Annotated in this window: 18 protein-coding genes; 7 read left to right on the top strand and 11 right to left on the bottom strand. The window is 60.6% G+C overall.

What is annotated here, in order from left to right; genetic code table 11:
- Positions 1-145 precede the first annotated feature (145 nt).
- Entirely contained in the window at positions 146-976 is an 831-nt protein-coding gene (gene panC, locus ASO19_RS03050; RefSeq protein WP_043560810.1) for a pantoate--beta-alanine ligase, read from the bottom strand.
- Positions 977-1,114: 138 nt separating this feature from the next.
- On the opposite strand from panC, the gene ASO19_RS03045 reads away from it, so the two are divergent.
- The gene (locus ASO19_RS03045; RefSeq protein ID WP_081562950.1) at positions 1,115-2,356 is read left to right on the top strand and encodes a TIGR03862 family flavoprotein; all 1,242 of its coding nucleotides are present in this window, start codon (positions 1,115-1,117) and stop codon (positions 2,354-2,356) included.
- Positions 2,353-3,822 carry an ATP-binding protein gene (locus ASO19_RS03040; RefSeq protein WP_086441297.1) on the top strand — a complete coding sequence of 490 codons (1,470 nt, stop codon included), beginning with the start codon at positions 2,353-2,355 and terminating at the stop codon, positions 3,820-3,822. The genes ASO19_RS03045 and ASO19_RS03040 overlap by 4 nt, the downstream gene beginning before the upstream one ends.
- Positions 3,823-3,964: 142 nt before the next feature.
- Here ASO19_RS03040 and ASO19_RS03035 read toward each other — a convergent pair whose 3' ends face one another.
- The 7 genes from ASO19_RS03035 to tkt form a co-directional block, all read right to left on the bottom strand.
- Positions 3,965-4,525: a gluconokinase gene (locus tag ASO19_RS03035; RefSeq protein WP_043561569.1), complete on the bottom strand. Its 561-nt coding sequence runs from the start codon at positions 4,523-4,525 to the stop codon at positions 3,965-3,967.
- Positions 4,522-5,211, bottom strand: coding sequence for a ribose-5-phosphate isomerase RpiA (rpiA, locus tag ASO19_RS03030; protein ID WP_043560820.1), 690 nt, complete (start codon positions 5,209-5,211; stop codon positions 4,522-4,524). The genes ASO19_RS03035 and rpiA overlap by 4 nt, the downstream gene beginning before the upstream one ends.
- On the bottom strand, positions 5,208-5,948 hold the full coding sequence (pgl, locus tag ASO19_RS03025; protein ID WP_043560822.1) for a 6-phosphogluconolactonase: 741 nt from the start codon (positions 5,946-5,948) through the stop codon (positions 5,208-5,210). The genes rpiA and pgl overlap by 4 nt, the downstream gene beginning before the upstream one ends.
- 21 nt (positions 5,949-5,969) lie before the next feature.
- Positions 5,970-6,806: an HAD family hydrolase gene (locus ASO19_RS03020; protein ID WP_103765360.1), complete on the bottom strand. Its 837-nt coding sequence runs from the start codon at positions 6,804-6,806 to the stop codon at positions 5,970-5,972.
- Between the two features lie 71 nt (positions 6,807-6,877).
- A complete protein-coding gene (gene gnd, locus ASO19_RS03015) occupies positions 6,878-7,882 on the bottom strand; it encodes a phosphogluconate dehydrogenase (NAD(+)-dependent, decarboxylating) (protein ID WP_043560825.1) in 1,005 nt (334 codons plus the stop codon).
- A 2-nt stretch (positions 7,883-7,884) separates the two neighbouring features.
- Positions 7,885-10,734: a bifunctional transaldolase/phosoglucose isomerase gene (locus tag ASO19_RS03010; protein ID WP_103765359.1), complete on the bottom strand. Its 2,850-nt coding sequence runs from the start codon at positions 10,732-10,734 to the stop codon at positions 7,885-7,887.
- A gap of 20 nt (positions 10,735-10,754) precedes the next feature.
- Positions 10,755-12,806, bottom strand: a complete 2,052-nt coding sequence (gene tkt / locus ASO19_RS03005) for a transketolase (RefSeq protein ID WP_258036100.1) — start codon at positions 12,804-12,806, stop codon at positions 10,755-10,757.
- A 371-nt stretch (positions 12,807-13,177) separates the two neighbouring features.
- Between tkt and ASO19_RS03000 the strand changes: the two genes are divergently transcribed.
- From ASO19_RS03000 to ASO19_RS02980, 5 genes are all read left to right on the top strand, one after another.
- Complete coding sequence (locus ASO19_RS03000) at positions 13,178-13,681, top strand: ankyrin repeat domain-containing protein (protein WP_043560832.1); 504 nt, start codon at positions 13,178-13,180, stop codon at positions 13,679-13,681.
- Complete coding sequence (gene hisC / locus ASO19_RS02995; RefSeq protein WP_086431155.1) at positions 13,678-14,742, top strand: histidinol-phosphate transaminase; 1,065 nt, start codon at positions 13,678-13,680, stop codon at positions 14,740-14,742. The genes ASO19_RS03000 and hisC overlap by 4 nt, the downstream gene beginning before the upstream one ends.
- Positions 14,743-14,786: 44 nt before the next feature.
- A complete protein-coding gene (locus ASO19_RS02990) occupies positions 14,787-16,025 on the top strand; it encodes an aminopeptidase (protein ID WP_103765357.1) in 1,239 nt (412 codons plus the stop codon).
- A 22-nt stretch (positions 16,026-16,047) separates the two neighbouring features.
- A complete protein-coding gene (locus ASO19_RS02985; RefSeq protein WP_081563440.1) occupies positions 16,048-16,500 on the top strand; it encodes a hypothetical protein in 453 nt (150 codons plus the stop codon).
- A 483-nt stretch (positions 16,501-16,983) separates the two neighbouring features.
- Positions 16,984-17,727, top strand: coding sequence for a response regulator transcription factor (locus ASO19_RS02980; RefSeq protein ID WP_081562944.1), 744 nt, complete (start codon positions 16,984-16,986; stop codon positions 17,725-17,727).
- 101 nt (positions 17,728-17,828) lie between these two features.
- Here ASO19_RS02980 and glmM read toward each other — a convergent pair whose 3' ends face one another.
- From glmM to tilS, 3 genes are all read right to left on the bottom strand, one after another.
- The gene (gene glmM / locus ASO19_RS02975) at positions 17,829-19,193 is read right to left on the bottom strand and encodes a phosphoglucosamine mutase (protein ID WP_043561575.1); all 1,365 of its coding nucleotides are present in this window, start codon (positions 19,191-19,193) and stop codon (positions 17,829-17,831) included.
- Positions 19,194-19,389: 196 nt separating this feature from the next.
- Positions 19,390-21,276 carry an ATP-dependent zinc metalloprotease FtsH gene (gene ftsH / locus ASO19_RS02970; protein WP_043560846.1) on the bottom strand — a complete coding sequence of 629 codons (1,887 nt, stop codon included), beginning with the start codon at positions 21,274-21,276 and terminating at the stop codon, positions 19,390-19,392.
- A gap of 149 nt (positions 21,277-21,425) precedes the next feature.
- Positions 21,426-22,715: a tRNA lysidine(34) synthetase TilS gene (gene tilS, locus ASO19_RS02965; protein WP_103765356.1), complete on the bottom strand. Its 1,290-nt coding sequence runs from the start codon at positions 22,713-22,715 to the stop codon at positions 21,426-21,428.
- Position 22,716 lies beyond the last annotated feature (1 nt).

Raw genomic sequence — 22,716 nt, 5'->3', positions numbered from 1 at the left:
CCGCCTCCTCTCTGATCTCACCTCATGGCTGGCAAATAACAGGACAAATACAACCCTCTTTATTGAGGGATGAATATCCGGCAAACGCAATTACCAATATGAGAATTATTGCATCCTGTTCTCAACAAAGGGTCAGGACCACTTTTCAGAACAGCGGCATATTGTCGATCAGCCGCACGGCCCCCAGCTGCACGGCCAGCAAGGCCAGAGCCCCCTCCCGGACCTCCTCTTCAGCCTGGAACGTATCCGGATTCACGATGGTGACATAGTCAATATCCACAAGCCCGGCCTGCACCAGCACATCCCGCATGGCCCCCTCCAGCACGGCACGGCGGCGTTCACCAGCCTGCACCAGGGTCCGGCCCCGGCAGAGAGCCTGATGCAGCACCGGGGCCCTGTGGCGTTCCGCCTCCGTCAGACGACTGTTGCGGCTCGACCCGGCAAGACCGTCCGCCTCCCGCCATGTTGGCAGGGTCACAATATCTACCGGAATATTCAGGTCCCGCACGAACCGCTGGACAACAGCACATTGCTGGGCATCTTTCTGCCCAAAATAGGCCCGCTGCGGCTGGATGATGTTGAAGAATTTCGCCAGCACCGTCGCCACACCTGCAAAATGGCCGGGACGGGACGGCCCCTCAAGCTCCAGCGCCACACCACCAACATCCACCTGCGTGGCGAACCCTTCAGGGTAGAATTCTGCCGCTTCCGGCGTAAAAACACAGGCCACGCCCTCCCTGCGCAGCAGGGCAATATCCCGTTCCAGCGCCCGGGGATAATTGGCAAGATCATCCGCCGACCCGAACTGTATGGGATTGACAAAGAGACTGACGACAACAGCATCAGTCTCCTCCCGGGCACGGCGAACAAGCGAAAGATGCCCCTCATGCAGGAAGCCCATCGTCGGTACAAAGCCGACCCTGCCAAGCTGCGCCCGCTCCTGCCGCATCTCCTGAACCGTCGTGCAGAGTTTCATGTCGTCCCTTTCCCGGATGATTGCCCTCGCAGGCTACGCCTTTCCATACCCTGTCTGCCTCCTGTCTGTCTTCCCCGACAGGCCGGAACAGGCTAACAACACCTCACCGCCGCCACACCCAGCCAGAACGGACTGCCCATGCCCGACACCAGTACGGCCCGTACACTCCCCATTGCCATCATCGGGGCTGGCCCGGCAGGGCTGTTTGCCGCTGAATGTCTGAGCCGGAAGGGCCATGAGGTCCATCTGTTCGACCACATGGCCAGGCCGGGACGGAAATTCCTCATGGCAGGCCGCAGCGGCCTGAACCTCACCCACAGTGAACCGCTGGAACCATTCCTGCAACGCTACGGGACAGCACGGGACTGGCTGGAACCTGCCATCCGCCACTTCCCGCCCGAGGCTCTCCGCCTCTGGGCGGAAGGACTGGGCGAACCCTGCTTCACCGGCAGTTCTGGCCGGGTCTTTCTGAAATCCCTCAAGGCCTCTCCCCTGCTGCGCCGCTGGCTGGTCCGCCTTCAGGAACAGGGCGTGCAATTCTTTCCCCGCCACAGGCTGACAGATATGCAGGGCCTGTCTCTCACCTTCCAGACACCGGAAGGCCCGGTCCAGCAGACAGGACGTGCCGTCATCCTCGCCCTGGGGGGCAGCAGCTGGGCACGACTGGGCAGTAACGGGCAATGGGCATCGCTGCTGGAACAGCACTGCACGCCTTTTGCCCCCTCCAACTGCGGCTTCATGCCGGACTGGCCTGCCGAATTCCTGCTCCGCCACGAAGGCGAGACCCTGCGGGGAGTCACGCTCAACTTCGCCGGCCAGACACATCGTGGCGATCTCATCATCACGAAACGGGGGCTGGAGGGAGCACCACTTTACGCCCTTTCAGCTCCACTGCGACAGGCTCTGGCAAAATCAGGCGGAGACACCGTAACCGTCCACCTGAATCTCCGCCCGACTCTGACGCAGGAACGCATACTGGAACGCCTCGCCCGCCAGCGTCTCCGTGAAAGCCGGAGCAACAGGCTGCGCAAGGCTCTGGGGCTGGACCGTACCATGCGGGAGCTGCTCACCCAGCTCTGCCCGGACGCCCGCACACCCGGTGAGCTGACAGACGCCATCACGCAGGCCCCCCTGCACCTTGTGGCTCCTGCTGCGCTGGACAGGGCCATTTCCACCGCCGGAGGGCTGAAACAGGCAGCGCTGGATGAAGGCTTCATGCTGCGCCACCAGCCCGGCCTGTTCGCCTGTGGTGAAATGCTGGACTGGGATGCTCCTACAGGGGGCTATCTGCTCCAGGGCTGTTTTTCCACCGCCTGCTTCTGTGCAGAGGCTGTTCATCACTGGCTCTCCCGTCCATTGCCCGGTAAAGTGGCGCCATGAGTTCATCACATTTTGGCCCCCTTCTTCTTGGCACCACAGCCCGTGGTGAGGATGCCCACATCGACCTGCCTGAACTGCTGGCTACCCGCCTGCTCGTGCAGGGCAATTCCGGCTCTGGGAAATCCCACCTCCTCCGGCGTCTGCTGGAGCAGAGCGCAACTCTCGTCCAACAGGTCATCATCGACCCGGAAGGGGATTTCGTCACGCTGGCAGAAAAATACGACCATCTCGTCATCGAGACGGACACACAGTCCGAAGCCAGCCTGCGAAGTGCGGGGGAACGGGTCCGGATGCACCGGGCCTCTGTCGTGCTGAATCTTGAGCAGAGCGAGCCGGAAGGGCAGCTCCGTTCTGTCGGTGCCTTCCTGACCGGCATGTTCGAAGCGCCAAGGGCCTACTGGTATCCTGTCCTCATCGTGGTGGACGAAGCCCAGCTCTTCGCCCCCATTGCCGGGGGTGATACCTCTGACGAGGCACGCCGCCTCTCCCTCAATGCGATGACCAACCTCATGTGCCGGGGACGCAAAAGGGGCATGGCAGGCATCATTGCCACCCAGCGTCTGGCCAAGCTGGCCAAGAATGTCGCCGCCGAGGCTTCCAACTTCCTGATGGGACGGACCTTTCTGGATATCGACATGGCTCGTGCCGCCGACCTTCTGGGCATGGAGCGCCGTGCTGCCGAAGGCTTCAGGGACCTTGCCCGTGGGCAGTTCATGGCGCTGGGACCCGCCCTCGCCCGTCGCCCCCAACGTGTCACCATCGGTCCGGTCGAGACAGCCAGCCATGCAGGTGGCCCTGCCCTCATGCCGCTTGAACAGCCCAACATTCCTGTGGATGAGCTGCGGGATCTCATCCTCGAGGCCCCGCCGGAACCCGCTTCCCGCCCCCGCAAGGAACCGGCTGCCCCCAAACCGGACCTGCTGGCGCAGCTTGATGCCTACAGCTCCTCCCGTGACGCCAGAGAGCAGCAGCAGAGCCAGCAGATGGCTGCACCAGACCCGGAAACTCTCTGGACTCTCGTCGCCGAAGCCGGACAGGATGAGGATGCCGCCTACCGGCCACTCGCCACCCTGTATCAGGACTTCCAGATGAGGGCACGGCTGGCCGGGTTCTCCCGCAACATCCTGCCCATGCCGCAGTTCCAGACCATGCTGAGCACCATCCGCTGCGGTATCACCCGTGAACAGGCCGAGACCGAGGCCTGGCAGGACATCCAGCAACGGGCCAGCCGCCTGCCAGACGACATGCAGCCTGTCTATTTCCTGCTCGCCCATGCAGCCATGGAAGGCAAACCCTGCCCGGATGATGCCGCTCTGGCCCGGGCCTATGGCACCCATTCTCTAGGGCGGGCACGGCGGCAGCTTACTTATCTTGAGAAATGCGAGGCCATCATCCTTCAGGGCACGGGCCGCCACCGTCGGATCGCCATTATTGGCCCGGGCTGGCAGACAGCCTCCCCGGCCTGAACCCCCTGAACAGCCCCCATGGGAAGGAGCCGCCCGGGCAAGGGTCTCCTTTCCCCACGAAAAATGGCGGAGCCAGAGGCCCCGCCATTTCCTGATGCCCAAAGAAAGGGCCATCACTGAACCGGTAATAACCGACCCTGTATCAGTCCACCACCTTCGGCGGGGGGACAACACGCAGACGCTCAATCACACGGTCCCGCAGCTCTTCCGGCGTTGCATCACCAGGAACACGGATCACCGGCTCGTCATCTGTCGGCTCCTCCAGAGTGGCCAGCTGGCTCGGCAGAAGGGTCGGCGGCATATAATGCCCGACACGGTGCTTCAGCCGGTCCTCTATGATCTTCGGGTCCACCTTCAGGTAGACGAACTGGACCGGAATATGCTTGGCCAACGCATCACGATATTTCTTCTTCAGGGCGGAACAGGTCAGCACGGCACCGGTCCCCTTCTCGGCGCACTTGGCCAGCCAGTCGTGGCACAGCTCCAGCCAGGGGGCACGATCTTCATCCGTCAACGGGTGGCCACTGCGCATCTTTTCCACATTGGCTTTGGGATGCAGGTCATCACCTTCCTGAAACGGCCAGCCAAGGCTCTTGGAAAGCAGCTCAGCCACAGTGGTCTTGCCGTTGCCGGAAACCCCCATCACCACAATGTAATGCGGAGCAATACCCGATGCAGCCTTGGCGGCTTCTTTTTCTGTCATGGCGTCCATTGTTCAACCTCCCGTTCGGTGGCAACCAGCACATCGGTTGCCATATTGGGGAACAAACCATGCTCCACCACGCCTACCGTACCATCCAGCCGCGTGGCGAGAGCCTGCACGTCACTGATCGGACCGAAAGCGCAATCAAGTATCCTGTTCCCGTTATCGGTAATAAGCAGCTCGCCTGTCAGATGCCGACGGGGACGGATGACCTTTGCCCCCAGAGCCTCCAGACGGGCTGCCGTTGCCTCGTAGCCAAATGGAACAACCTCCACTGGTACAGGCACCCGCTGGCCAAGCTGGTCAACCGGTTTGGTTACATCCACGATCACGACAAAACGCCGTGACGCCTGGGCAACGATTTTCTCACGCAGCAGAGCAGCCCCCAGCCCCTTGATGAGATTCAGCGTCTTGCGCTCCACCTCATCTGCGCCATCAATGGTGATGTCGACTACGGAATGTTCTGCAAACGTCGTGATCGGAATCCCCGCTGCACGGGCAAGTCTTGTCGATTCCTCGGAGGTCGGGATGGCATGAATATCCAGCCCTTCCCCGGCAACACGCTCACCGAGCCTTTCAATCATGAATGCTGCGGTACTGCCTGTCCCCAGCCCGACGACCATCCCCGGTTTGACGAGGCTTGCAGCAAGATGGGCAGCAGCACGTTTACAGTCATCTACATTCATGAAAGCTCTCCAGCAGCGGCTTCATCGGCCAGTATGAGGATTTTCCCCTCGGAAACAATACGCCCTGATGGGATGCTGCCATCCCCCTGACGCAAACGGGCCAGCATTGGTACTTTATTTTCCCCGGTGACAAGGAAAACGACCAGTGCACTGGAGGCAATGGCCGGGTAGGTCAGCGTAAGGCGCTCATGCGGGGCCGTACGGGGCGCTGCGACGCCAACCCAGGCCTTCTTTTCCTCAAGGACAGGCTCCCCCGGGAACAGGGATGCCGTATGCCCATCCGTACCCAGGCCAAGCATGACGATATCAAACAGCGGGCGGCCTGCTTCCAGCTTCGTGGCACCATAGGCCTGTTCCAGAACGCTCTGGTAGCTGGCAGCATCTTCCGCAACCGTAGCGGCTGTCGGCATCGGATGGACCTGAGCCGCCGGGATGGAGACCCTGGAGAGCAGCAGCTCCCGGGCGCTGGCATGGTTGCTGTCCGCATGGCCCTCGGGCACGTGACGTTCATCCCCATAGAAAATTTCGACACGGGACCAGTCCACCTGCCGGGCCATGTCGGGCTGGGCAAGAATCGCAAAAAGCTGCTTGGGCGTGGATCCACCAGAGAGAGCAATGCGCACCCTGCCCTGTTGCTTTTCTTTCACCGTCCTGATCAGCAGTCTGGCCATTTCCATAGCCACGGCTTCTGAATCCTTCAGAACCTCTACGACCGCATGGCGCATGTCTGTCGTCATACCCGTACCCTCCGAATCACGTCATCTCCCCTGCTGGCAGGGGGCTAGCGGCATAATGAACGTCTCGGCAGCATATGCCCAGCCACCTTCATCAGGTTTTCCGGTCACATGGGTGGCTTCTTTCTTCACGGAATCCGGCGCCTGCCCCATGGCGATGCCCATGCAAGCCGCCTGCAGCATCGGGATGTCATTGGGGGCATCGCCAAGAGCAGCCACTTCCTGCGGTGTTACGCCATACAGTCTGGCCAGCTCTGCCACCGCCTCGCCCTTCGTGGCCAGGGCAGGTGTGATGTTCAACTTGTGTGGGGCCGAACGCAGCAGGCTCGCCCGCCCGGCAAAAGGAGCTGCCAGCTCGGCTTCCAGCCGGGCAATCAGGGCTGTATCGTCAGAACAGACCATAAGGCGGTTCACGGTCTTCGGCGTGACGGGCCATGAAGATACTGCCCGGGGCGCGATGCCCGTCAACTCCTGCTCCCGCTTTGCCAGCAGCGTCCGACTGTCACGCACCAGCCATTCCTGTTCTGTCTGAAACCAGACCTCCACAGGGAAAGGAGACAGAGCTTCGAGAATGGCCGCAAGATCCCCGACAGAAAAATGGTGGCTCTTCAGAATGGTGCCATCCGGCATGAAAAAGACGCCCCCATTAAATCCGGCACAGGGCCCTTTCAGCCCGAGCTGCCGGACATAAGGCAGCACAGCCGCCGGGATGCGGGCACTGACGAGCGCCAGAGCCACACCCCGCTCTGCCAGATGCTGGACGGCCGTGCCTGTTGTGGGAGAAATGGTTCTGTCAGAACCAAGAATGGTGCCATCCATATCGGACAGCACCAGCCTGATCCTGGGGGATGTTTCTGTCATGAGTATCTTCCTCCCTCACGGGGGAAGAAGGGGTGCGGCCCCCTACCGCATCCCCCATTCTCCAGAACAGTTTATTTCTTGCGCTCGGTATGGCCACCAAATCCATACCGCATGGCCGAAAGAGCCTTCTCGGCGAAATTGTTGCCGGTACGGGACCGGAAACGGGTATAAAGGGCTGCGGTCATTACCGGGGCAGGCACGGCCTCCTCAATGGCGGCTTCGATCGTCCAGCGGCCTTCACCGGAATCCTGCACCTCGCCACTGAACTCGCTCAGATCACCAGAACGGGCCAGCGCCTCGGCTGTCAGGTCCAGCAGCCAGGAGGACACGACACTGCCACGGCGCCACACCTCGGCAATATCAGCCAGATGCAGGTCATAACGCTCATCTTCCGGCAGCTTTTCGGAGTTCTTGCTGGCCAGCACATCAAAACCCTCAGCGATGGCCTGCATCATGCCGTATTCGATGCCGTTATGGATCATCTTCACGAAATGACCAGCCCCGGCCGGACCACAGTAAAGATACCCCCTCTCGGCCCGCGGGTCGTGGCGGCCATCATCCTCACGGTCCGGCGTGCGGGGCACATCACCCATGCCCGGAGCCAGCGCATCCAGAATGGGGTCCACATAATCCGCAGCGTGCTTCTCGCCGCCATACATCATGCAGTAGCCACGCTCCAGCCCCCAGACACCACCAGAGGTCCCGACATCGATATAATCGATGCCACGCTCGCCCAGCTCTTTCGCCCGGCGGATATCTTCCTTGTAATAGGTGTTGCCACCATCGATGATGATGTCACCTTTGCCCAACAGCGGGGCGAGCTTCTGTATGCAGTCTTCCGTCACCTTGCCAGCTGGCAGCATGACCCAGATGACACGACGCTCCTCACTGGAAAGGAGTTCGGCCATTTTCTCGAAGGTCTCGGCCCCCTGGGCACGCCCCTTCTCTGACCGCTCGACAATCTTCTCGGTGACAGCGGGAGTCCGGTCGAACACGACAACATCATGCCCCTTGCGGGTCAGGCGGACGGCAATATTGCCACCCATGCGGCCAAGTCCGATAATTCCGATACGCATCCTCAAGCTCCTTTTAGAATATCTGTCACCAGCTGAGCGAGACGGTCCAGTCCTTCATGCAGGGGACCGACAACATGCACACGCAGCGCACGACGGCCACGAGCGGCCAGAACGTCGAAATCCCCCCGGGCCTGAGCGGCCTTGACGACACCAAAGCTGTAAGCGTGTCCCGGTATGGGCAGGTCCGCAGCATCATCCGCCGTCACCTGCAGGAAGACACCGCTGTTGGGGCCCCCCTTGTAAGCCTGACCTGTCGAGTGGAGGAACCGTGGACCAAACTGCGCCGCCGTGGCGACATGAAGCCGATCCCTCAACTCTGTTCTCACCGTCTGCTCCCAGGCGATATGGGCTTTGTTCCGCTCAATGTAAGCGAGGAGGCCAATATAGTCGTTCTTGCCCACACGGTCAAAATGAGCTTTCAGAATGGTTTCTGCACTACCGCTGCCCAGCGCCTCCCGGTTGCGCTCATCAGCGTAAAAAGCGAGGTTTCCATCCTGGGCGAACGGCGTCTCTTCCGGCAGATGGCCCGTCTCGGCATAGGCTTTGGTCAGCTTGCGGGTCTCAACCTTGCTGAATTCCACATCAGGCTGGTCAAAAGGATTGATTCCCAGCACGGAGCCAGCCACCGCCGTGGCAAATTCAAACACGAAGAACGCCTGCACGATCTGCCCGACATCCTCGAGATGCAGGGTCACGACAGGATGTCCCGCCTCCCGCAGGGCCTTGATCCCCGGGCTGACGGGCTCATGCCCCAGCCGCAGTTCCACGAACATGCGGTCATCACCATAAACCTCCGGCGCCCCCAGCGGCTCGCCATCAATAGGGATGAGCCCCGTGCCGTTCTTGCCGGTGCTTTCAGCCAGAAGCTGCTCCAGCCAGGCACCGAGGGAGGCGATCTTCTCCGAAGCCACGAACGTGACCTTGTCCCGCCGGAAACTGGTGGCCGCCACCCCAAGGGCCAGCCCCAGACTGACACCAGGGTTTGTCACAGGCGGTACGGAAGCATCGCACGCCTCGATCATCAGCTGCGTGCTGTCCAGCAGGGCCCGGACATCGTACCCTGCTGCCGCCGCCGGAGCGAGACCAAAGGCGGACAGAACGGAATACCGCCCGCCGATCTCCGGGTTGCCGTGGAAGATATGGGCAAAGCCACGGTCTCTGGCCAGTGTTTCCAGCGATGAGCCGGGGTCCGTCACGGCGACGAAACGCTCACCGGGCTGACGGCCAAGGGCCTTCTCCGCCTGATCCCAGAAATAGGCGAACAGGATGTTCGGCTCCAGCGTACTGCCGGACTTGCTGGACACGATGAACAGCGTGTTGGCCGGGTCGATGGCCCGGCCGAAGCTGGCAACCTGCTGAGGGTCCGTACTGTCCAGAACATGCAGCTTTGGGCCACCGGGGGCTCGGCCAAAGGTTTCCTCCAGCACTTCCGGTCCGAGGCTGGAACCGCCCATGGCCAGCAGCAGCACGTCGCTGTAGCCACGTTCCTTCACCTCACGGCCCAAGGTCTCATAAGACTCAAGAGCCGCACGGCCATTCTTGACCACATCCAGCCAGCCGAGCCATCGGCTTTCCGGCCCACCGGTCCAGACGGACGCATCACGCTCCCAGATGCGCCGCACCTTGCCATCCTGGCTCCAGCTCTTGCCCGCCGCAACCACGGCATTTTCCAACTCACCCGACAATGCCAAGGATACTCGCATAAGACGTTCCCCCAAAACAGCTTCCCGGCGGGCTGCCACCGCACCGAGCAATCCATCAAAAGCGACCTCGAAAGCCGTCACACCTTCTTCCAACAAGGTGGTGGTCACACTGTCCAGATCAAGCCCCAATCGCCCTGCTTCTGCCAGAATCAGGCTGGCGCTCTCTCCACCCTGCGCAAGGCGCTCCTCCGGGATGCCATGATCCCGGAAGGCTTCCAGCGTACGGGGTGGCAATGTATTGACCGTATCAGCGCCAATCAGCTCCTCCACGTACAGCACGTCACGATAGGCCTTGTCCTTCGTGCTCGTACTGGCCCAGAGAAGACGCTGCGTCTGCGCTCCTTTCCCTGCCAGAGCTTTCCAGCGCGGGCTTTCCGTTACCCTGAGATAATGCTGATACGCCATGCGGGCATTGGCAATGGCCACCTGCCCCCGCAGGGCCTTCAACGCCTCGGCTTCCGGGTCACCGGCGGCCAGACGGCGGTCGATGCGGGCATCAATGCGCCCATCAATCCGGCTGACAAAGAAAGACGCCACACTACCAACGTGATTCACCGGCAGACCGGCCTTCACCCTGGCCTCCAGCCCCCGCAGATAGGCGTCCAGCACCTTCTCGTACATGCCCAGCGCAAAAAGGAGCGTGACATTGACGTTGATGCCCTCGGCAGTAGCCTGCTCAATGGCTGGAATGGCCTCTTCCGTCGCCGGAATCTTGATCATCACATTGGCGTGACCAACACGCTGCCAGAGCCTGCGGGCTTCTGCCAGCGTGCCTTCAGCATCATATGCTAGGTAAGGAGAAACCTCGAGACTGACATAGCCATCCCGTCCGCCGGTTTCGTCAAACACGGGCCGCAGAACCTCGCAGGCCTGACGGATATCTTCCACGGCCAGCGCCTCATAAAGCGCACCGGCTGTCAGGCTGCCGCTGGCCAGGAGGGCCTGCACGGCTTCCTCATATTCCGCACCATGGCCAATGGCCTGCTCGAAAATGGCCGGGTTGGAGGTCACCCCTTTCAGGGCGTCCTCCTTCACCATGGCTGCCAGACGGCCATCCTCGATGAAATCCCTCCGGATGAAATCCAGCCAGATGGACTGCCCATGGCTGACCAGACGGGTCAAAGGTGTCTCTGGCGGGGTGTTTTCCATCACTCTCACTCCTTATCCAGTCAGTCTGCCTTCTGTAACAACTGGCGGGCCTGTTCATAAACAGAGTCTACCGTAAAGCCGAACTTCGCCATCAGCTCTGCTGCTGCGCCGGATTCCCCAAAGCTGTTCATGGCAATGACGACACCATCCAGCCCCACATAGCGGTCCCACCCAAAGCCGGAAGCCATCTCTACACCGACACGCCTACGGACAGAAGGTGGCAGGACGGTGTCACGATAGGCACTGTCCTGGCTCTCGAACAGATCGAAGCTTGGCATGGAGACCACACGGGCCCGCACGCCTTCAGCCTTCAGCCGCTCATAGACACCGACCACGAGCGAAACCTCGGAGCCGGACGCCATCAACAGAATCTCCGGCTCACCCTCACAGTCCGCCAGAACGTAGCCACCACGGGCCACACCCTCGGCCGAGGCATACCGGGTACGGTCCAGCGTTGGCAGGTTCTGCCGTGTCAGGGCAAGGGCCACGGGGCCAGCACGATGCTGCATGGCCACACGCCAGCTTTCCACCACCTCATTGGCATCTGCCGGACGCAGCATGGTCAGCCCCGGCATGGACCGGAACTGAGCAAGCTGCTCGATGGGCTGATGGGTCGGGCCATCCTCCCCCACGCCGATGGAATCATGCGTGAACACATAGATCACCGGCAGGTGCATCAGCGCTGCCAGACGGATGGCGGGCTTCATGTAATCAGAAAAGATCAGGAAGCCCGCACAGAAAGGCCGCAGGCCACTCAGGGCCAAGCCGTTGCAGATGGCGGCCATCGCATGTTCACGCACACCGAAGTGCATGTTGCGGCCATCATAGCCAGCCCCTTCCTGCACCATGTTTGAAGGGGCCTGCACCGACCGGGCGCCCTTGATGAGTGTCTTGGTAGAAGGCGCAAGGTCCGCCGCCCCGCCAACCAGCCAGGGGAACTGGGATGCCACGGCATTGAGCACCTCCCCGGAACTCTGGCGGGAGGCCAGCCCTTTCTCATCCGCCGGATAGACAGGCAGCTCCGTTTCCCAGCCTTCTGGCAGGGTTCCGGCAAAAATGTGCCGCAGCTCGTCCCCTTCCTTCGGATAACGGGCGCAGTACTCGGCAAACCGTGCCTCCCATTCCGCCTGTGCTCTGGCCCCACGCTGCCCGGCCAGTGCCTCGAAATGCTCCTGCACGCCATCCGGCACAGTAAAATGCGGCGCATCTTCGGGCCAGCCATAGGCCTTCTTGGCCCCTGCCAGCTCCTCCATGCCAAGCGGCTCACCATGGGCAGAGGCCGTTCCCGCCTTGCCCGGTGCCCCATAACCGATGATCGTCCTGAGAATGATCAGGGTCGGGCGGGAGGTTTCCTCCCGTCCCTGTTTCAGGGCTTCACAGATGGCAGGCACGTCGTTGCCATCAGCAACTTCCAGCACCTGCCAGCCATAGGATTCAAACCGCATGGCCACATTCTCCGTGAAGGTCACATCCGTGGAGCCCTCAATGGAAATGCGGTTGCTGTCATACACCCATGTCAGGTTGCCCAGCTTCAGATGTCCGGCCAAGGATGCGGCCTCGGCCGCAACCCCCTCCATGATATCCCCATCACCACAGAAAGAGGTAATGTGATAGCCAAAGAGGTCGAACCCCGGGCGGCCGTAATGTGTGGCAAGCCATCGCTCGGCCATGGCCATGCCCACCGCACTGCTGCACCCCTGCCCCAGCGGGCCGGTCGTGATCTCCACCCCGGCTGTCAGCCCGTATTCGGGATGGCCCGGTGTGCGGGATTCAAAACGGCGGAAATTTTTCAGGTCTTCCAGCGTCAGGGCGGGGCGATCGACCACCTGCCCGTTCTCAATATCCTTCACCCCGGCCAGAAACACCGTGGCATAGAGAAGGATGGACGCATGCCCACCCGAGAGGATAAATCGGTCACGCCCCGGCCAAAAGGGATCGGCCGGGTTATAATACATCGTAAACTGCCAGTAAGCATACATGGCCGGGGCCAGAGCCATTGCGGTACCCGGATGGCCGGATTTTGCACGCTCCACACTATCCATCACCAATGTGCGGATCGTGTCTATGCTCATTTTCGACAGCATACTGTTCACTGATCTAACGTCCTCAATTCAAACAATCATCCGATCACCCACAGCAGGCTCATGCCCCTTAACACGGCCCGATGCAGTCCGGATATTTCACAAGTGGCCTTATCCTGCGAAAGAACGCAATGCCCTACCGGCAAATAAGATCAATTTTCCTACCCATCCCTTACAGACAGGCTGGACCTGTCAGACCCGGCGGCAGATTCCGGTCAGCCTGCCCTCTTCCATCAGGCCTGCCGCAACCACATATCCTGCACGCCAGAAAGGCCTTTTCCCCCTTGACCTGACCACCGGCAGGCAGGACATTCAGAGGCCTCTGACACGACCCATTCTTTTACCGCAAAGGCAGCCCATCCATGACGCAGCCCGAAATGTCCTTCACCCCGGAGCAGATCACCGCTCTCTTCATCGATGCGGCCCGCAATGGTGAGAATGATCTGGTCAGGCAGTTTCTTGAGGCCGGCATGCCGGCAGACTGTGCCGACAGCCGGGGCTATACACCCCTCATCGTCGCCACCTACAACGACCAGCTCGATACGGCCAGCCTGCTGCTGGACAACGGGGCCGACCCGAACGGCGTGGACGCCAAGGGGGCCACGGCGCTCTCCGGTGTGGCCTTCAAGGGGTATGAGGCCATTGCCCGCCTGCTGCTGGAGCGTGGCGCCAATATCGACCAGGCCAACCATGCCGGGCGCACGCCGCTCATGTTTGCCATCATGTTCGGACGGCAGGGCATGGCCCGCCTGCTGCTGGAACGTGGCGCCAACCCGGACATCCGGGATACGGAAGGCCTTTCCGCCAGAGACCTTGCCCACCGCCAGGGCCTTGGCAGCCTCTTTGCGGAGGCCACCGCCCCATGAGCCGTTTCTGGAACCGGCAGGTCCACGACCTCCAGCCCTACATCCCCGGTGAACAGCCCCGCATGACCAATCTGGTCAAGCTGAACACCAATGAGTCCCCCTACGGTCCGTCCCCCCGTGCGCTGGAAGCGATGAAGGCCAGCGTAACTGATGACCTGCGCCTCTATCCAGACCCGACAGCCCTGGCCCTGCGCACGGCCATTGCTGAACAGGAAGGAGTTCCGGTCGAGTGCGTCTTCACCGGCAACGGTTCTGACGAGGTCCTGGCCCACGCCTTCCGGGCCCTCTTCCGTGACGATGCGCCGGTCCTGTTCAGCGATGTGACCTATGGCTTCTACCCGATCTACTGCCAGATGTTCGGGCTGGATTACCGCACCATTCCCCTGCGGGATGATTTCACCATCGCACCAGACGATTATGACGGTCCGGCTGGTGGTGTCATAATCGCCAATCCCAATGCCAACACCGGCATCAGCCTGCCCCTGCCAGCCATTGAAGGACTTCTGAAGCGCTTCAATGCCCAGACGGTCATCATCGATGAAGCCTATGTCGATTTCGGCGGGACCAGCGCCGTGGCCCTGACACAGCGTTATCCCAACCTTCTCATCGTCCGTACCTTCTCCAAATCCTCCGGTCTGGCGGGGCTGCGCGTGGGCTATGCCATCGGCTCGGCGGAGCTGGTGGAAGGGCTGACACGGGTAAAAGACAGCTTCAACTCCTATCCGCTGTCCCGCCCGGCACAGGCCGGGGCTGAAGCCTCCATCCGGGACACGGAGTGGCTGGAACAGACCACCACCCGCATCATCGCCACACGGGAGCGCACCGTGGCAGCCCTGCGGGAGCGTGGCATGACGGTCCTGCCCTCCACGGCCAATTTCATTCTGGCCCATCACCCCTCATGCCCAGCTGACACGCTTTTCACCGGCCTGCGGGAGCGGGCCATCATCGTCCGCCATCAGGGCGGCAGCCCCCGCATCAGCGACTGGCTCCGCATCACCATCGGCACGGATGAGGAGATGGACGCCCTGCTGGCCGCACTGGATGACCTGCTGCCCCGCTGAGGCATCAGCCCCCTCATCATTTTACAGATTAACAGGACAGACCCATGCCCACATCCTCTTTCACACATGACCAGCTTCTGGACCGTCTGGCCGAAGTTTCCGTCCGTACGGGGCTGAACATCACACCTGGCCAGCAGCTCATCATCACGGCAGGGCTGGAAGCCGTACCCCTCATCCGGCGCATCACGGCCCATGCATACAAGGCTGGAGCGTCACTGGTCACAACCCTGTATCAGGATGATGAGACTACGCTGGCCCGCTTCCAGCACGGTCATGAAGACAGCTTTGACACGGCAGCGGGCTGGCTGGCCAACGGCATGGCGGAAGCCTTTGGCAAAGGAGCCGCCCGCATGGCCATCACGGGGGGGAACCCGACCCTGCTGAAGGACCAGAACCCGGACCACATCTCCCGTGTCAGCCGGGCCAGCTCCACGGCCTATCGTCCGGCCATGGAACGCATCACCAATTTTGACATCAACTGGAACATCATTGCCTGCGCCACACCGGCCTGGGCCGAGCAGGTTTTTCCACATCTGCCAGCAGAGGAAGCCCTCACCGCCCTGTGGAATGGCATCTTCCAGGCCTCCCGCGTGGATGTGGCCGACCCGGTAGCGGCCTGGGCGGACCATAACCGGACCCTCCATGCCCGTGCTGCCATGCTGAATGACCGCCGCTTCGACGCCCTGCACTTCACCGGACCGGGCACAGACCTGACGGTCGGGCTGGCGGATGGCCACCTCTGGGCCGGTGGTGCCGAAGAAGCCAAGAATGGCATTGTCTGCAACCCGAACATCCCGACAGAGGAAGTCTTCACCACCCCACACTGTGCCCGTGTGGAAGGGACCGTCTCCAGCACCAAGCCACTCTTCCATCAGGGATCGCTGATTGACGGAATCCGGGTCCGCTTCGAAAAGGGGCGCATCGTGGAGGCTCATGCCAGCAAAGGCGAAGATGTGCTGAAACGCATTCTGGACAGTGATGAAGGCGCACGCCGCATTGGCGAGGTTGCCCTCGTACCCCACTCCTCCCCCATCTCCCGGAGTGGCATCCTGTACCAGAACACCCTGTTCGATGAGAATGCCGCCTGCCACATCGCTCTTGGGCAGGCTTACACGAAATGCATGACCAACCCTGAAGGGCAGAGTGAAGAAGAGCTGATCGCCCGTGGAGCCAATCATTCCATCATCCATATCGACTGGATGATCGGTTCCGACAGGATCAACATTGACGGCCTGAAGGATGGCCAGCGCACACCCCTCATGCGCTCTGGCGAATGGGCCTGACCCCTCCAAGGAAACAGTAACCGTGACCATTGCTCTTGACCCCGCCCGCCTGCCAAAGCTGGACATCCTCTCCCTCGCCCGGACCGGCCTCATCCTCCGTGCCGAGCGGGAGACACCCGATACGGGTATCCCCAGTTTCCTGACCCGGTCAGGCTGGGTCGAGCTGGTCACCCATCACCGTCGCTCCACAACCGACGGAATTGAAACGGAGGAGCAGACAGCCAACCGCCTGCTCCCCGCACTGGAGCGCATCTGCGCCCGCCTCCTCAGCGAGGCGGCCCGTGGGGCAAAGGCACAGGACAGGCAGGATGCCTCCGTCTTTACCGTGGAAACAGACCTTTTCCCCAGCTCTACGCAGACACGCATTGTCCTGGTTGCAGACAGGACCCATCCCGTTGCCTGCGCCCTGATCGGCACGCCAGAACAGATCACCCAGCTTCTGGCCTCTACCGATACGAAGAGCGGTGAAGCCTGAAACGATTCGGACCTCCTAGATCCTATTTCCAAATGTTTTACCCTCGAAATAGGATTAAAACAGTTTTATTTTATCATTAAAAGAATTGATGACCTGCCCCGTTCCCATAAAAAAAATTAGGAACGTTCTATAACCCTTGTTCGACAGGCCCATTTAACAAAACTATATTGTTGCTTAATTTTTCACTTATATTTAAATACATTTTTTTACTATGGTAATTGATGAAAATAATTTCAGTATGCGAAAAAAAATTATAAATTAAATGTAAGTATAACTTCATATTACCTTATCAGAAGCCCGTCATATTCTTCTTTTCTGTAAAGAAAAACATCAAAAAACCCCTTATTTGACACAAAAAAGTCCTATGATTCCGACATATACGACGAAAGTTCTGGTTGTATGGATTGCTAAAAAAACAATCAAAGGTTGCATTTCATAAAAAATCTCTTCCATAATACAACCGTTCCAAGGGGAGTTGAAATTATGCGTATTCTCATCGCTGATAGCGACAGCGGCGCTGTAAGCCATCTGGTAAAGGTACTGGGGAAGTCCTCTTACGCGGTCGACCACGTCAAAACCGCCGATGAAGCCCTCAACATGTTCAAGCACTATGAATATGATCTCTTCATAACCGAGCTGGTACTGAGCGACCTGCCGGGAGAAGAGCTCATCCGTCAGGTCCGACGCTCCCGGATCTCCACGCCCATCATGGTTCTGTCCGTCCGGACAGACTCCCCGACCAAGGTGGCCGCCTTCTCAGCTGGGGCTGATGACTACGTTACCAAACCCTTCGACATGAGCGAGACCCAGGCGCGCATCCAGGCTCTGACCCGCCGTTCTTACGGCATCGCTGAATCACGCCTGTGCGTTGGCCCGCTGGAACTGGACCTTGAAAGCCGGATGGTCAGCGTCAATGGTCACTTCCTGCACCTCACCAGCAAGGAATATTCCATTCTGGAGCTGCTGCTCCTGCGCAAGGGTGCAGTCCTCACCAAGGACATGTTCCTGAACCATCTCTATGGTGGCATTGACGAACCCGAAATGAAGATCATTGATGTCTTCATCTGCAAGCTGCGGCGCAAGCTTCAGCGCTTCGGTGCCGAACACATGATCACCACTGTCTGGGGTCGGGGTTACATCCTTCAGGATCCGGCCGCGGCGGCTGGTACCTCTGCTTCTTCGCAAGGCTTTACCGAAGGGTCGGCTCCCCTGCGTCAGGCAGGCTGAAATCCAGGCACGGAGCAGCCCTCCCATCTCCCGTGAAGTAAAGAAAAAGGCCCTTGCCCCATGGTGCAGGGGCTTTTTCTTTACTGAAAGGGAAAGGCTTTTCAGGCTCCGGCCAACGTCTGGATATGGGCACTGACCCGGTCCACGACCTCGGCTACCAGAGCCCTATCCCGGGCCTCCACCATCACGCGGATCAACGGTTCTGTCCCGCTGGCCCGCAGTACAAGACGCCCCTTCCCCTTCAGCCGTTCTTCCGCCCAGCTGACAATCTCCCCAAGGGCCGGATGCTTCATAGGATTATCACCCTTGTAGGCCACATTTTTCAGGGTCTGGGGATAAGGCTCAAAAAGATGACACAGCTCACTGGCTGGCTGGCCGGATTCCACCAGAGCTGCCAGAACCTGAAGCGCCGCCAGCAGGCCATCCCCTGTTGTGGCGTGATCGGACAGCACCATATGGCCGGACTGCTCCCCGCCAAGATTGCCTCCCGTCTGGCGCATGCGCTCCACAACATAACGGTCCCCGACAGCCGTTCGATACAGGCTTAACCCCTGCGTTGCCAGATAATCCTCCAGCCCGATATTGGACATGACAGTCGCCACGATCTCGGAACCATTCAGCCGCCCCATGCGCTTCCAGAGTGTAGCGATGAGAGCCAGTATCTGGTCCCCGTCCACCAGCTCGCCCCGCTCATTGGTGAACAGGACACGGTCCGCATCCCCATCCAGCGCAATACCGCAATCTGCCCCATGAGCCCGCACAGCTTCACAGAGTGCCTGCGGATGGGTAGAGCCGACACCATCATTGATGTTCAACCCATCCGGTGAGGCCCCTATGGTTATGACCTCTGCCCCCAGCTCCCAAAGGGCTGCAGGTGCCACACGGTAGGCAGAACCATGCGCACAATCGAGCACGATTTTCAGGCCATCCAGCCGCAGTCCCCGCGGGAAGGACGATTTGACACTCTCAATATACCGGCCTGCCGCATCATTCAGGCGGGAGGCCCGCCCTATGGCCGCAGGCGATGCCAGCTGTCCGCTCAGATCGTCCCCCATCAGGGCTTCGATCTCTGCCTCAACAGCATCGGAAAGCTTGAACCCGTCCGGACCGAACAGCTTGATCCCGTTATCCGTGAAAGGATTGTGGGATGCCGAAATCATGACACCCAGATCAGCCCGCAGGGAGCGGGTCAGAAAAGCAACAGCAGGCGTAGGCAGCGGCCCCAGCAGGACGACATCCACACCTGCCGAGAGAAAACCGGACACTAGGGCACACTCGATCATGTAACCGGAAAGACGCGTATCTTTGCCCAGCACAACCGTGTGGCGATGCTGGCGCCCTGTCTGCCGGCAGAAATACAGACCCGCCGCCTGCCCCAGCTTCTGGGCTATCTCCACCGTCATGGGTGCCGTATTGGCCTCGCCACGGATCCCGTCAGTCCCGAAAAACTTCCGCCCGTCTGCCATGACTTCCCCTCCGTCTTCCATACCATATGCGGCTTCTGCCAACAGCTGACAGGGCTTGCCTTCCTGCACCAGATGCTCCCTGCAATGCCAGCCATTCCCCCGATACGCAAGCCTTTCATAAACAGAACGGGCGCATGGCCAGTGCTGCCATGCGCCCGTCATCCCTGTCAGTCAGACCAGAATAGCCTCAGCCCGATCAGGCCGGCTGGGAGGCCACTTCTCCCCCACTGGCAGCGCCCGACATGGCACCGGAAGATGGCACCGACGGACGACGCCCATTGAAGGAATATTCCTCCTCTTCTTCCTTGCCCAGCGGTTCCCCCCGGATGACCTTTTTCACTTCCTCGCCCGTCAGCGTTTCATATTCCACCAGCGCCGCAGCAAGGGCATGAAGGGCATCAATATGGGTCAGAAGAGTATGCTTGCACTGGCCATATGCCTGATCGATCAGCTTGCGGACTTCCTGGTCGATCTCACGACCTGTCTGGCCGGAAATCTGACTCCTGTCCGTGCAGTCCACCATGCCGATAAGCTCGCTCATGCCGATCTGTGCCACCATGGACCGGGCTGTGCTGGTCGCCTGGCTGATGTCGGAGGCCGCACCGCTGGTCACGGCATCATGACCATAAATGATCTCCTCCGCCACACGCCCGGCCACGGCCACGACGATGCGGGCATAGGCCTCCCGACGGGATATGACATCAGGGTCCTTGTCCGGCAGGCTCATCACCATGCCAAGGGTCCGCCCACGAGGCACGATCGTAGCCTTGTGGATGGGAGTTGTCCCCGGGGTCAGCACGGAAGCAATGGCATGGCCAGCCTCGTGATAGGCTGTCATGCGCTTTTCTTCCTCCTCAATGACGGCAGACCGGCGCTCGGCACCCATCCATATCTTGTCCCGGGCCTCCTCAAACTGGGCCATGGAGACGACCTTCCTGTTCTGCCGTGCCGCAAACAGGGCGGCCTCATTGACAAGATTGGCCAGTTCCGCACCCGAAAAACCCGGCGTGCCCCGTGCAATCACCCTTGGGTTGACATCCGCAGACAGGGGCAGCTTCTTCAGATGAACCTGAAGAATCTTTTCACGCCCCAGCATGTCCGGGTTGGGCACGACGACCTGCCGGTCGAACCGGCCCGGACGCAGCAGAGCCTGATCCAGCACATCGGGACGGTTGGTCGCTGCAATGAGGATGACCCCCTCGTTGCTGTCGAAACCATCCATCTCCACAAGCATCTGGTTCAGTGTCTGCTCACGTTCATCATTGCCACCTCCCAGACCAGCACCACGCTGGCGGCCTACGGCATCGATCTCATCGATGAAGATGATGCAGGGCGCATTCTTCTTCCCCTGTTCGAACATGTCACGGACACGGGATGCACCAACACCGACGAACATCTCGACAAAATCGGATCCGGAAACGCTGAAGAACGGCACATTGGCCTCGCCAGCCACGGCACGGGCCAGCAGGGTCTTCCCTGTACCGGGAGGACCAACCAGCAGAACACCCTTGGGCAGGCGTCCCCCCAGACGGGTGAATTTATGCGGGTCCTTGAGGAAGTCGACAATCTCGACAAGGTCCTCCTTGGCTTCATCCACCCCGGCCACGTCGGCAAAGGTGACACGCCCCTTCTTCTCCACCATCATCTTGGCACGGGACTTGCCGAAGCTCATCGCCCCCCGCCCGGCCCCGCCATTCTGCATCTGGCGAAAGACCATGAAGCCCAGGCCCAGCATCAGGATGATCGGCAGATAAGCCGCAATGTAACGAAGAACGGGATTGTCATCACTCTGGGGCGGGTGGGCAGTCACCTCAACTCCAGCCGCCGTCAGCCGGGACACCATCGAGGGGTCGGACGGAGCATAGGTCTCGAACGACGTACCATTGGTCAGCACGCCGGAAATGTTCTGCTCCCGGATGGTAACGGACCGGACCTCATGACGCTCCACATCATGCACGAAGTCAGAATAGGCGATCTTCTGAACGGCCTGTCGGCTGCCCCCAGGCTGGAATGCCGCCAACATGCCGATGACCGCCAGGACGATGACCACCCAGATCGCAACATTACGGCCAATGTTTTTCATCTCTTCAAAAACCTCACAAATCGGGACGCACAGGCCGGGCCGGCGTCACACTCAGTGCCTTCAAGATAGGTATTTCTGGCAGCGTTCCCACCCCCATCAGGCCAAAATGGATGAAAAACCCTGATTCCGCCTCATTCGCACGGCCTGTTTCATCCCGTCCAGTCCCGTTCCCCTGTCAGGGGCGTTCCCCCATCCCAGACAAAAGTCACACGGGGCAGGTCGGGCCGCAGCCCTCTCATGCCCTCTGGAACTGCAACAGGTTCACCCCCAACCCACAGGGCAGGCAGAGCGGGCAGAACACAGGCCGGAACGGCCCGGCCCGCCCGCTGCCACGGCCCCAGAGCCGCCACGACCGCATCCGCATGATCAGGCCCCAGATACCGCCAGCGCCCGTCCCAGCACTGCCCATGCCGGGCCGGACGCTTTTCCGTCAGATTCCTGGCCTCGCGGTACAGCATCCAGCCTGTTTCCCGCCCCCGGAGAGGATGCAGGCAGACCCGCCCCAGAGAGCCTTTTCCAGCCCGCCGCAGGGCCACAACAGCCTGACGGGAAGGCACATAATCCTGCCCCCCCACAAGGCGGATCAGCCGCCCCAGCAATTCATCCTCCAGCAACGGCTCCGTGTCATGATCCTCACCGCCCCCCAGCTGAAGAATTTCCGGTGCAAGTTTCAGCCATCCTTCCGGCTGCCAGGCCACCCCACAGGCCATGAGAGCCGCCAGCCGATCCTCAACCCTCTTCTGTCTGGCACAGGCATCCTGCCTGAGAACATGCATCGCCCGCCGCCCGGCATCTGTCAGATCCTGCCGGACTTCCACACGGCGGAAACGGCGGTTCTGATTTGATGGGTCCTCACACCAGGACACCCCAGCGGTGCGCAGCGTCATTTTCAGCCGTTCCGGCCGAATCCCCAATAACGGCCTCAGCAGAGTGATCCGCCCCCGCACAGTCCGGGCCGCCATGCCACACAGTCCCCGGGGTCCACTGCCCCGCTCCTGACGCATCCAGAGTGTTTCCTCCTGGTCTGCCTCATGATGCGCCACCAGCAGAACGGAACCTCCAGCGTCGATACAGGCACTTTCCAGAACACCGAAACGGGCTTCTCTGGCCCGGTTCTGTATCCCGCCGGGCCTGAGAGGGGCCAACGTGAGCTGCCGTGCCGGAATATCCAGTTCCGCAAGACGCTGGCAGGTCAGAGCAGCTTCCCCGGCCGATTCAGGCCGCAGGGCATGATCCACGACCAGCGCCAGAACATGGCGCCTCCACCCCCGGGCCAGCAGGGCCAATGCCATGGAATCGCCCCCACCAGACACGGCGATGCAGAGTGGATGCGCCGCCTCATCCGGCCCCACAGGACCGATCCGGGACATGATGTCAGAAAACTCACCGGGCGTGACGGGCCTCACCCCATCTTTATCCAGCTCCGTCGTCCCCACCATG

The organism is Parasaccharibacter apium (assembly GCF_002917995.1).
Classification (GTDB): Bacteria; Pseudomonadota; Alphaproteobacteria; order Acetobacterales; family Acetobacteraceae; genus Bombella; species Bombella apis.
Note: the sequence above shows the minus strand (reverse complement) of the source record. Positions and strands in the feature narration are given on the sequence as shown.

Bases quoted from the DNA above. Each gene is read 5' to 3' on its own strand.
- pgl (WP_043560822.1), bottom strand. From the start codon at position 5,948: ATGACGACAGACATGCGCCATGCGGTCGTAGAGGTTCTGAAGGATTCA.
- ASO19_RS03020 (WP_103765360.1), bottom strand. From the start codon at position 6,806: ATGACAGAAACATCCCCCAGGATCAGGCTGGTGCTGTCCGATATGGAT.
- tilS (WP_103765356.1), bottom strand. From the start codon at position 22,715: ATGGTGGGGACGACGGAGCTGGATAAAGATGGGGTGAGGCCCGTCACG.
- ASO19_RS03035 (WP_043561569.1), bottom strand. From the start codon at position 4,525: ATGACAGAAAAAGAAGCCGCCAAGGCTGCATCGGGTATTGCTCCGCAT.
- rpiA (WP_043560820.1), bottom strand. From the start codon at position 5,211: ATGAATGTAGATGACTGTAAACGTGCTGCTGCCCATCTTGCTGCAAGC.
- ASO19_RS02980 (WP_081562944.1), top strand. From the start codon at position 16,984: ATGCGTATTCTCATCGCTGATAGCGACAGCGGCGCTGTAAGCCATCTG.
- ASO19_RS02990 (WP_103765357.1), top strand. From the start codon at position 14,787: ATGCCCACATCCTCTTTCACACATGACCAGCTTCTGGACCGTCTGGCC.
- gnd (WP_043560825.1), bottom strand. From the start codon at position 7,882: ATGCGTATCGGAATTATCGGACTTGGCCGCATGGGTGGCAATATTGCC.
- ftsH (WP_043560846.1), bottom strand. From the start codon at position 21,276: ATGAAAAACATTGGCCGTAATGTTGCGATCTGGGTGGTCATCGTCCTG.
- panC (WP_043560810.1), bottom strand. From the start codon at position 976: ATGAAACTCTGCACGACGGTTCAGGAGATGCGGCAGGAGCGGGCGCAG.
- hisC (WP_086431155.1), top strand. From the start codon at position 13,678: ATGAGCCGTTTCTGGAACCGGCAGGTCCACGACCTCCAGCCCTACATC.
- ASO19_RS03010 (WP_103765359.1), bottom strand. From the start codon at position 10,734: ATGGAAAACACCCCGCCAGAGACACCTTTGACCCGTCTGGTCAGCCAT.
- ASO19_RS03045 (WP_081562950.1), top strand. From the start codon at position 1,115: ATGCCCGACACCAGTACGGCCCGTACACTCCCCATTGCCATCATCGGG.
- ASO19_RS03000 (WP_043560832.1), top strand. From the start codon at position 13,178: ATGACGCAGCCCGAAATGTCCTTCACCCCGGAGCAGATCACCGCTCTC.
- glmM (WP_043561575.1), bottom strand. From the start codon at position 19,193: ATGGCAGACGGGCGGAAGTTTTTCGGGACTGACGGGATCCGTGGCGAG.
- tkt (WP_258036100.1), bottom strand. From the start codon at position 12,806: ATGAGCATAGACACGATCCGCACATTGGTGATGGATAGTGTGGAGCGT.
- ASO19_RS03040 (WP_086441297.1), top strand. From the start codon at position 2,353: ATGAGTTCATCACATTTTGGCCCCCTTCTTCTTGGCACCACAGCCCGT.